Source organism: Microvirga sp. P4_G7, assembly GCF_056401005.1.
Window position 1 is genome coordinate 1 of sequence record NZ_JBFUKD010000074.1, and the last position, 9,429, is coordinate 9,429.

The following is a 9,429-nucleotide window of genomic DNA, read 5'->3' on the forward strand; positions in this document are numbered from 1 at the left end:
GATCAAGGTCGCGGCGCGCGTTGAGCCTCAGCCGGTGAAGCCGGTCGTCCAATCGCAGCCTGCCGCAATCGCTCCGCAACCCGAAGCAAAGGCCCCAGTCGCAGAGCCGACGCAGACGGCCAGCGTCGCCAGCGGTGGCGATTTCCGGTGGCCGGCGCGCGGCCGGGTCATCGCCGGTTTCGGCGCCAACGGCGGCAATGAAGGCATCAACATCGCTGTTCCGGAAGGAACGCCTGTGAAGGCCGCCGAGGCCGGCACTGTGACCTATGCCGGCAGCGAAGTGAAAGGCTACGGCAATCTGGTGCTGATCCGTCACGAGAACGGCTTCGTCTCCGCCTACGCCCATAACGGCTCGCTCAGCGTCAAGCGTGGCGAGGCGGTCAAGCGCGGTCAGGTTATCGCGACGTCGGGCCAGACCGGCAACGTGACGTCGCCCCAGCTCCACTTCGAGATCCGCAAGGGCGCCAGCCCGGTGGACCCGATCCCGCATCTCGGCGGCTAAGAATTTTTGGATCGATCAGGCTTCGAGACCCGAATTCTGATCAAGAGAGGGGACGGTGGGCTCAGCCACCGTCCCTTTTTTGTTGGCACAGCCTCATCGCTGAGAAGCGACGTCGTTGCATCTCGAAGGATGAGGCGTCCGCGTTGACTAGATCACCTGACCGAGCCGGCCGGCGAGCTCCTGGATGAATTGCCAGGCGGTGCGGCCCGACCGCGCGCCGCGGGTCGTTGCCCATTCCAGGGCCTCGGCGCGGATCATGTCCCGGTCACCCTTGAGGCCGAGATGGTCGACATAGGCGAACACCATCTCGAGATATTCGTCCTGGCTGCATTTGTGGAAACCGAGCCAGAGGCCGAAGCGGTCTGATAGGGACACCTTTTCTTCGACGGCCTCGCCAGGGTTGATGGCGGTGGACCGTTCGTTTTCCATCATGTCCCGGGGAAGAAGATGGCGGCGGTTCGACGTGGCGTAGAAGATCACATTCTCCGGCCTCCCTTCGATGCCGCCTTCGAGTACGGCCTTCAGGGACTTGTAGGACGTGTCGTCGGCGTCGAAGGAAAGGTCGTCGCAGAAGACGATGAATCGGTGCGCATCCGCCCTGACGAGGCTCATCAGTTCCGGCAGGGTTTCGATGTCCTCCCGGTGGATCTCGATCAGTTTCAGCGGCCGGTGGTCCTTGGCCCTCGTCTGATTGATCTCTGCGTGAACCGCCTTCACAAGCGAGGATTTTCCCATACCGCGGGCGCCCCACAAGAGAGCGTTGTTGGCCGGAAGGCCGTTGGCGAAGCGCCTCGTATTGTCGGCGAGCGTATCGCGGACCCTATCGATGCCGCGCAGAAGGTTCATCTCGACTCGGTTGACCTTCGGAACGGGGGTCAGTCGGCGGGACGAGGCCTGCCAGACGAATGCGTCCGCGGCCGTAAAGTCCTGGTGCGTCAAACCGGCGGGAGCCGAGCGTTCCAGGGCCTGGGCGATCCGACGAAGTAGATCCAGCGCCTCGGGCGCGGCGAGGGGGGACGCGGAATCGGATGGGATCTTTGACATCGGGCTCTCGCAATGAAGGTCGGGGCTGCTTATCTGCTAAGCTCGACAGCGTCTATTCCTTCGTCATCATGAAATACCGCGGGCTTCATTGATTTCGCGGGTTCGATAGGTATAGTCCGCGCCGCACAATCATTATCCGGCGCGGGCGGGTCCACAAACGGGCCCGCTCCGTGCCTTTGTCCTATGGAGAGCCTCTTGTTGATCACGCCCGCTTTCGCCCAGGGGGCCTCCACCGGAGGCAGCACGGACATCATCCTGCAGCTCGTCCCGTTCATCCTGATCTTCGTGATCATGTGGTTCCTGATCATCCGCCCGCAGCAGCGCAAGGTTCGCGAGCATCAGGAGATGATCAAGAACGTTCGCCGGGGCGACACCGTCGTGACCTCGGGCGGCATCATCGGCAAGGTCGTCAAGGTGCTCGACGATTCCCCGGATATCGAGGTGGAAATCGCCGAAGGCGTCCGCGTCAAGGTCGCGCGTTCCATGGTTTCCGAAGTCCGCGCCAAGGGCGAGCCGGTCAAGGCGTAAGCCGCCTTGAGACCCGCAAGATAGGTTAAGCTGACGATGCTGCGTTTCTCGACGTCGAAAGTTGTCGCCACGATGGCGATCATCGTGATCGGTCTTCTTCTCGCCGTTCCGAGCATGATGGGACACGACCAGCGCGTCGCTTTCCAACAATCCCTGCCGAGCTGGGTGCCGTCCTGGATCGTGCCCACGCGCGCTATCGTGCTCGGCCTCGATCTGCAGGGCGGCTCGCACGTGTTGCTCGAAGTGGACGTGCAGGATCTGGTGCGCACCCAGACGACGCAGCTCCGCGACGATGTCCGCCGCGTGCTTCGCGAGACGCGGGTGTCGCCTCAGGGCGGCATTCAGCTCACCCAGCGCGGCGTACAGATCCGCGTCGCCGACGCTGCCGAGCGCGAACGCTTGCTGCCGAAACTCCGCGAGCTGTCGCAGCCCCTCGGCAATACGATCCTCGGTCAATCCGGAACGCGTGACCTCACCGTCACGGACAATCCGGATGGATTGATCGCGTTGACCTATACGGATGCGGGCGTGAACGAAAAAGTCCGCCGCGCGGTCGATCAGGCGATCGAAGTTCTGCGTCGCCGCGTCGACGCGCTCGGCACCACCGAGCCGAACATCCAGCGTCAGGGTGCCGACCGTATTCTCGTACAGGTTCCCGGTCTGCAAGATCCGCAACGCCTGAAGGATATTCTCGGCAAGACGGCGAAACTCGAATTCCGCCTACTCGGGCAACAGGCTTCTGCGGATACCGATCTACTGCCTTCGCGCGATTCGGGCGGGCAAAGGGTGCCTGTGGAACGTCGCATCATTGTTGAAGGTGGCGACCTCGTCGACGCTCAGCCTTCGTTCGATTCGCGGACCAACGAGCCGATCGTGAATTTCCGCTTCAACATCCGCGGCGCGCAGCGCTTTGCGCAGGCGACCACGGAGAACGTCGGACGCCCGTTGGCGATCGTCCTCGACAACGAGGTCATTTCCGCACCGGTCATTCAGACACCGATCACAGGTGGCGCCGGACAGATCTCCGGCCGCTTCACGGTGCAACAGGCGAACGATCTTTCCGTTCTGCTGCGCGCCGGTGCTTTGCCGGCGAAGCTGACGATCGTCGAAGAGCGCACCGTCGGCCCCGGCCTCGGCCAGGATTCGATTCAAGCCGGTAAGATGGCGACGTATGTCGCAGCCGTGCTCGTCGTGATCTTCATGTTCGCGACCTACGGATTGTTCGGCCTTTTCGCCAACATCGCGTTGCTCGTGCACGTCGGTTTGATCTTCGGTCTCATGTCGGTGTTGGAAGCGACCCTGACACTGCCGGGTATCGCCGGCATCGTTCTGACCATCGGAACGGCGGTGGATTCCAACGTGCTCATCTACGAACGCATCCGCGAGGAATTCCACGCCGGACGCTCGATGGTCTCCGCTATTCAGGCCGGGTTCGACCGCGCCTTCGCAACGATCATCGATTCCAACAGCACGATGGCCATTGCCGCCCTTATCTTGTTCTTCCTAGGGTCGGGACCCGTTCGCGGCTTCGCGGTCGTGTTCATCCTCGGCATTCTCACCACTGTGATCACGGCGGTGACGCTGACGCGTATGATGATTTCGCTCTGGTATCATTGGACGCGGCCGAAAGCCCTGCCGTTCTAAGCGTTTTCCCGGCGCCGCCACCGCGCCGGGTGTCTGAGATTTAACATTGTCGCATTGTCCGAAAGCGAAATGTCCGCTGGATTTCGGAGAATGTTCTGAGGAGAGCTGCAGTGCGCCTTGTACGCCTATGGCCTGAGCATGCCCATTTCGACTTCATGCGCTTCCGGCGCTGGTCGTTTCCTTTTTCCGCGATCCTGTCCATGGCGACGGTGGTCCTGTTCCTGACCGTCGGCCTCAATTTCGGCATCGACTTCAAGGGCGGCACGCTGATGGAGTTGCAGGCGAAGTCGGGCCATGCCGATGTCGCCAAAGTCCGCGAAACGTCCGACACGTTCGGTTTCGGTGAGGTCGAGGTTCAGGAGTTCGGCAATGCCGGCGGAATCTCCCTCCGCTTCCCCATTCAATCCGGTGGCGAAGCAGCGCAGAGCGCCGTCGTTCAGAAGGCGCGCGACACGTTCGGTGCGGAATACGACTTCCAGCGCGTCGAGACGGTGGGGCCGCGCGTCTCGGGCGAGTTGGTGCAATCGGGTACCATCGGCGTCATCCTCGCGGTCATCGCGGTCCTGTTCTATCTCTGGTTCCGGTTCGAGCGCGAATTGGCGGTCGGTGCCATTATCGGCACTCTTCACGATATCGTCCTGACGATCGGATTCTTCGTAATCACGCGTCACGAATTCAACATGACGTCGATCGCGGCGATTCTGACCATCGTCGGTTATTCGTTGAACGAGACCGTCGTCGTGTTCGACCGGACACGTGAATTGCTGCGGCGTTACAAGACCATGCCGACGACTGAGCTGCTCAACCTCTCGATCAACACGACGATGTCGCGAACGGTGATGACGGCAACGACCGCATTCCTTTCGCTCGTCGCCTTGGTGATCTTCGGTGGCCGAGCAATCGAGGGCTTCGCGCAAGTGATGCTTTGCGGCGTCGTGATCTGTACCTACTCGGCGATTTTCATCTCGTCGCCCATGCTGATCTATCTCGGCCTGCGCAGCTCGGAGACAGCCAAGGCCGCAGAGGGCAAGATCGTCCCGGCGGAGTAGAACAATGGGTGGCGGCGCGCTTTACGACGGTTTCGTTCCCGGTCGCCATCTCATCGACGCCTACGGCAATGGCGGCTTTCGCTTTGCGGAGATGTCGCATCGCGGCTCGATTCTCGCCCTGCCGTCTGGGGTCGTCGCATGGCCGGTGACCACGATCGCCGACGTGACGCTGGAAACGCTCGCACCAGTATTTGCCGAGGGATCCGAACTCGAACTCCTCCTCCTTGGCACGGGGCGCGACGTCGCCGCTATTCCCGATGCATTGCGTTGGCGCTTTCGCGATGCGCGCATCGGGCTCGACGTCATGCAGACGGGTGCCGCCGCACGTACCTACAACATCCTCGTCGGCGAGAACCGCAAGGTCGGCGCGGCGTTGATCGCAGTGCCTTGAACGATGCCTCCAGACAATCCCGATTTCGACTACGGACATTGTGAATCGCTTCTGCGGGAAGGCGATCCGGATCGCTATTGGGCGACGCTGTTCGCGCCCGCGGATAAGCGACGCTACCTTTTTGCGCTCTACGCCTTCAGCTTCGAAATCGCTCGCATCCGCGACTCTGTGAGCGAGGCGCTCGTGGGCGAAATGCGTCTGCAATGGTGGCGGGATGCCTTGCAGGGCGAAGMGCGCGGAGARGTGCGGGCCAACCCCGTCGCCGCGGCTCTCGACGATACGATCGTGACGTTCCGTCTCCCGCGTCAATCGCTAGTCGATCTGATCGATGCGCGAATTTTCGATCTCTACGACGATCCGATGCCGAGCTTGAACGATCTCGAAGGCTATTGCGGCGAGACGTCGTCGAGCCTTTTCCGGTTGGCGAGCATCATCTTGTCCGGCGGCTCGGATCCGGGCCAGGCCGATGCGGCGGGGCACGCTGGCGTCGCCTATGCGATCACGGGTTTGCTGCGCGCCTTCCCCTGGCACTCAAGACGGCAACAGGTTTATGTGCCGGCTGACATATTGGAGCGTCACGGCGTCGTGCGTGACGACATCGTGACGGGGCGCGGTGGGCCGGGACTCGATCAATCTCTCGCCGATCTCCGCGCCATCGCGCGACGGCATCTCGCGCAAGTCCGCACCCTACGTCCGACAATTCCAGGACACGCGCACCCGGCGTTTCGTCAACTCGCTCTCGTCGAGCCTTACCTGAGCGCGATGGAACGCCCGGGCTATGACCCGTTTCATGCGGCAATCGCGCTGCCGTCCTGGCGAAAGATATGGTTGCTCTGGCGCGGGGCGTTTTGATCGCAGGCTATTCGGCCGCTTGAGACACCACGCTGCCGGAGATCCATTCGGCCAGATCGCGGCGGGCACGGTCGGTCAGGGCTTTCTTGCGCGCGATCGCCTTGGCTGGGCCACGCAGGCGCTTCCCGTCTTCTCCCTTCATCGCATGTTCGATCGGGGGGAAGAGGCCGAAATTGACGTTCATCGGCTGGAACGAACGCGGTCCCTCATCGATCGTCTCGATGTGTCCGCCGGTGATGTGGTTGACGAGAGCGCCAAGGGCCGTGGTCGGCGGCAAGGGCTCGACCACCCTGCCGAGACGCTCGGCAGCGGCGAAGCGTCCGGTCAGCAGGCCGATGGCCGCGCTTTCCACATAGCCTTCGCAGCCGGTGATCTGCCCGGCGAAGCGTAGCCGCGGCATGACCTTCATGCGCAGCGTCGGATCGAGAATCTTCGGCGAGTTGAGATAGGTGTTCCTGTGCAATCCGCCGAGGCGGGCAAATTCCGCGTTCTCAAGGCCGGGGATCATGCGGATCACGCGGCTCTGCTCGCCGTATTTCAGCTTGGTCTGAAAGCCGACCATGTTGAACAGGGTGCCGAGCGCGTTGTCCTGGCGAAGCTGGACGACGGCATAGGGCTTTTTGTCAGGCTGGTGGGGATTGGTGAGGCCGACAGGCTTCATCGGGCCRTGMCGCAGSGTTTCGCGGCCGCGYTCSGCCATSACTTCGATCGGCAGGCAGCCGTCGAAATAAGGCGTGTTCGCCTCCCACTCCTTGAAATCGGTCTTTTCGCCCGCGATCAGAGCATCGACGAAAGCTTCGTATTGCTCCTTGTCGAGGGGGCAGTTGATGTAGTCGGCGCCCGTGCCGCCGGGACCAGCCTTATCGTAGCGTGATTGGAACCAGGCTACGTCCATGTTGATCGATTCAGCGTAGGCGATCGGCGCGATGGCGTCGAAGAACGCGAGTTCCTTCTCCCCCGTCAGCGACAGAATCGCCTCGGCGAGCGCGGGAGACGTGAGCGGACCCGTGGCGACGATGACGGAGGACCAGCTCTCGGGGGGAAGCCCGGCGACTTCGCCCCGGTCGATGGTGACGAGCGGGTGCGCCTCCAGAGCATCAGTCACGGAAGCCGAAAAGCCATCCCTGTCCACGGCGAGGGCGCCGCCGGCGGGAACTTGGTGAGCGTCGCCCTTCGCCATGATGAGCGATCCGAGACTCCGCATCTCCTGGTGAAGAAGGCCGACGGCGTTGGTGTTGGGATCGTCGGAGCGGAAGGAATTGGAGCAGACGAGTTCGGCAAGCCCATCGGTCTTGTGGGCATCGGTGCCCCGGACCGGGCGCATTTCATGCAGTACGACGGGCACGCCGGCTTCGGCGATCTGCCAAGCAGCCTCGGAGCCGGCGAGGCCGCCACCAACAACGTGGATGGGTTCGAGATCGCTATGGGACATGAAACGGCGCCTTCGTTTTGAGAGGCCCCGAACGCGGTCCTGCCGAGGGGCCTCGATAGAGGCCTTCGATTAATCAGACAGGACGTCCGCGATCAATCGGCATTGATGAAGCAGGCCCCAAAAAAGAACGCCCGCCGACAAGGGCGGGCGAGGGCAATATTGCAGTGCGGCGAATTGTTACGCTGCAGCGTGCTCGCGAGCGATGCTCTCGATCTGGAAACGCGAGATGCCGAGGTCGTCGAGCTCACGGTCGCTGAGGAGCGACAGCTCGCGAACGGTTTCGCGGTAACGCAGGTAGGTACGGACTTTAGCGAGGATGTAAGATACGAACATTGGGGATCTCCTTGAGTTAGCCGGTCCTCACGACCGGCACCTTTGTTCTTGCTGTGTGCAATGCAGCATATAGGCGGGTGCGTTGCCGAAGAGGAGTGGTAATAATGTAGGTCAGTTATGCTTTAGTAGCATACCACCTTAAGGCCAAGTTAATGGACCCGGCGTGCAGCGCATGGGCATTAACCATCGACCGTTCGCTTGCAGACTAAGTGGCTGATATTAAATGGATTTTAGCGGTAATCGTCAAGGTTGGCGAGCGGTCTCCGCCCGTTTGGAGTGAGAGCGGACGCGATCTGCGCGAAAAGAACTGATGATCGCGATGCGGGACCACAGAAAGATGACGGTGCGCCGGCACACACGCCCATCGCTCGCCGAGGGTCGTCAGAATCACAAACGGATTCTCAGGCGAGAGGAGTCGCCCTCGCGCGGCGTCTGCTCGCTAATGCCGCGCGCCCATGCTGCGCATCGCGTCCCGGCACGCCTTTTCACACCGATGACATGCTTCGGCGCAGATTCGGCAATGGTCATGCTGGCTCGCATGGCGCTCGCATTCCTCGGCACAGACGCGGCACGCGGTGGCGCAGGCGTCTAGCATCCTGTTGAGCACGTCGTCGTTCATGCCCGTTCGACGGGTCGCGATCGTTCCTGTCGCGATGCAAATATCGGCGCAGTCGAGATCGAGCCTGATGCATTGGCGCAGGTCCGCGACCATGCTTTCGCCGAGGCACGCATCGGCGCACGACGTGCAGATCTGCGCGCAATCGTAGCATTCCTCGACACATCGGATCAGGAGGTCATTGCTCATCCGTTGGGCGTGGGGGTGTGTCCGGATCATCTCTTGGACGTGCATACCGACCTCCTTGATTTTGAATGGCCAGCCCGAGAGAGCAACCGAAGGAGGCATGCGATGGTTCCGCGTGCCCGTGGGGAGATCAATCCGCGTTGCCATTCTTCGTTTCGATGATCGCAATCTTCGTCTCGGCAAGGTCCGCCAGCAAGCTATGCGGTGTCTCTTCCCGCACGCGACGGACGGCTTTCTTGACTTCCATGAGCGTCGACCGGTCGATAAGCTTCCCAGCGACGCAATGGCTTGCGCGCGTGCGCATCATCGTAGGCTCTCCTTCAAGGTGATTGATGCCTCTGCGACGGCGCACCCGTGCAGGGGATATTCTCTCATCCTTTTGAAACCGCCCGTTTCCGGCGCGGATCGTGCCTCTGACCATGTTCAACCCCTGCGGTCCTTTCGCAGTGATGCTATCTAGGGTGAACATCCGTTAACCATCAGTGCTGCGCCGCACGCCGCGTGTTGCAGTGCGAAAAATGTCCTATGTCAGCGGTCTTGGGCGATCGCTTTGGCGCGGATTGAAGTTCCTCGTCATTACCTGCGAAGTAATCGCGCTGCCTCGCGGGCACCTCCATGATCCCTCCGCACAATCACGCAAGGACGCGATCATGGACCAAGCCCCCACTCAGCCGAACCCCGTCACTTTCGCCATTACGCTCGTCGTCAAACCCGATCACGTGGCCGAATTCGAAGCACTTCTCATGCCGGTGCTCGATCGCATGCGGCATGAGGCGACCTTCCTCAATGCGATCCTCCATCGGGATCCGCAGAATGAAGCGCGGTTCATGCTCTATGAAACCTGGGCCGATC

Annotated in this window: 12 protein-coding genes; 7 read left to right on the plus strand and 5 right to left on the minus strand. The window is 61.7% G+C overall.

Annotated elements, in window-relative coordinates:
- A partial coding sequence (locus AC1DT3_RS05800; RefSeq protein ID WP_477464298.1) for a murein hydrolase activator EnvC family protein occupies positions 1 to 502 on the plus strand: 502 nt, incomplete at its 5' end.
- Between the two features lie 147 nt (positions 503 to 649).
- On the opposite strand, the gene AC1DT3_RS05805 is transcribed toward AC1DT3_RS05800, so the two are convergent.
- Positions 650 to 1,546, minus strand: a complete 897-nt coding sequence (locus tag AC1DT3_RS05805; RefSeq protein WP_477464299.1) for an ATP-binding protein — start codon at positions 1,544 to 1,546, stop codon at positions 650 to 652.
- Between the two features lie 198 nt (positions 1,547 to 1,744).
- Between AC1DT3_RS05805 and yajC the strand changes: the two genes are divergently transcribed.
- The 5 genes from yajC (at position 1,745) to AC1DT3_RS05830 (ending at position 6,010) form a co-directional block, all read left to right on the plus strand.
- Complete coding sequence (yajC, locus tag AC1DT3_RS05810) at positions 1,745 to 2,074, plus strand: preprotein translocase subunit YajC (RefSeq protein ID WP_477464309.1); 330 nt, start codon at positions 1,745 to 1,747, stop codon at positions 2,072 to 2,074.
- Positions 2,075 to 2,110: 36 nt separating this feature from the next.
- A complete protein-coding gene (secD, locus tag AC1DT3_RS05815) occupies positions 2,111 to 3,718 on the plus strand; it encodes a protein translocase subunit SecD (protein ID WP_477464300.1) in 1,608 nt (535 codons plus the stop codon).
- Between the two features lie 110 nt (positions 3,719 to 3,828).
- A complete protein-coding gene (secF, locus tag AC1DT3_RS05820; protein ID WP_477464301.1) occupies positions 3,829 to 4,767 on the plus strand; it encodes a protein translocase subunit SecF in 939 nt (312 codons plus the stop codon).
- Positions 4,768 to 4,771: 4 nt separating this feature from the next.
- Entirely contained in the window at positions 4,772 to 5,158 is a 387-nt protein-coding gene (locus AC1DT3_RS05825) for an Mth938-like domain-containing protein (RefSeq protein ID WP_477464302.1), read from the plus strand.
- Positions 5,159 to 5,161: 3 nt separating this feature from the next.
- A complete protein-coding gene (locus AC1DT3_RS05830; protein ID WP_477464303.1) occupies positions 5,162 to 6,010 on the plus strand; it encodes a phytoene/squalene synthase family protein in 849 nt (282 codons plus the stop codon).
- 7 nt (positions 6,011 to 6,017) lie between these two features.
- Here the strand turns inward: AC1DT3_RS05830 and trmFO are convergent, their stop codons facing one another.
- From trmFO to AC1DT3_RS05850, 4 genes are all read right to left on the minus strand, one after another.
- A complete protein-coding gene (trmFO, locus tag AC1DT3_RS05835) occupies positions 6,018 to 7,442 on the minus strand; it encodes a methylenetetrahydrofolate--tRNA-(uracil(54)-C(5))-methyltransferase (FADH(2)-oxidizing) TrmFO (protein WP_477464304.1) in 1,425 nt (474 codons plus the stop codon).
- A 177-nt stretch (positions 7,443 to 7,619) separates the two neighbouring features.
- On the minus strand, positions 7,620 to 7,775 hold the full coding sequence (locus AC1DT3_RS05840) for a DUF1127 domain-containing protein (RefSeq protein WP_477464305.1): 156 nt from the start codon (positions 7,773 to 7,775) through the stop codon (positions 7,620 to 7,622).
- Positions 7,776 to 8,214: 439 nt separating this feature from the next.
- On the minus strand, positions 8,215 to 8,625 hold the full coding sequence (locus tag AC1DT3_RS05845) for a four-helix bundle copper-binding protein (RefSeq protein WP_477464306.1): 411 nt from the start codon (positions 8,623 to 8,625) through the stop codon (positions 8,215 to 8,217).
- A gap of 82 nt (positions 8,626 to 8,707) precedes the next feature.
- Positions 8,708 to 8,884, minus strand: a complete 177-nt coding sequence (locus AC1DT3_RS05850; RefSeq protein ID WP_477464307.1) for a hypothetical protein — start codon at positions 8,882 to 8,884, stop codon at positions 8,708 to 8,710.
- 343 nt (positions 8,885 to 9,227) lie between these two features.
- On the opposite strand from AC1DT3_RS05850, the gene AC1DT3_RS05855 reads away from it, so the two are divergent.
- On the plus strand, positions 9,228 to 9,429 hold a 202-nt coding region (locus tag AC1DT3_RS05855), incomplete at its 3' end, for a putative quinol monooxygenase (protein ID WP_477464308.1).

Bases quoted from the DNA above. Each gene is read 5' to 3' on its own strand.
- AC1DT3_RS05845 (WP_477464306.1), bottom strand. From the start codon at position 8,625: ATGCACGTCCAAGAGATGATCCGGACACACCCCCACGCCCAACGGATG.
- secD (WP_477464300.1), top strand. From the start codon at position 2,111: ATGCTGCGTTTCTCGACGTCGAAAGTTGTCGCCACGATGGCGATCATC.
- AC1DT3_RS05850 (WP_477464307.1), bottom strand. From the start codon at position 8,884: ATGATGCGCACGCGCGCAAGCCATTGCGTCGCTGGGAAGCTTATCGAC.
- AC1DT3_RS05805 (WP_477464299.1), bottom strand. From the start codon at position 1,546: ATGTCAAAGATCCCATCCGATTCCGCGTCCCCCCTCGCCGCGCCCGAG.
- AC1DT3_RS05825 (WP_477464302.1), top strand. From the start codon at position 4,772: ATGGGTGGCGGCGCGCTTTACGACGGTTTCGTTCCCGGTCGCCATCTC.
- AC1DT3_RS05840 (WP_477464305.1), bottom strand. From the start codon at position 7,775: ATGTTCGTATCTTACATCCTCGCTAAAGTCCGTACCTACCTGCGTTAC.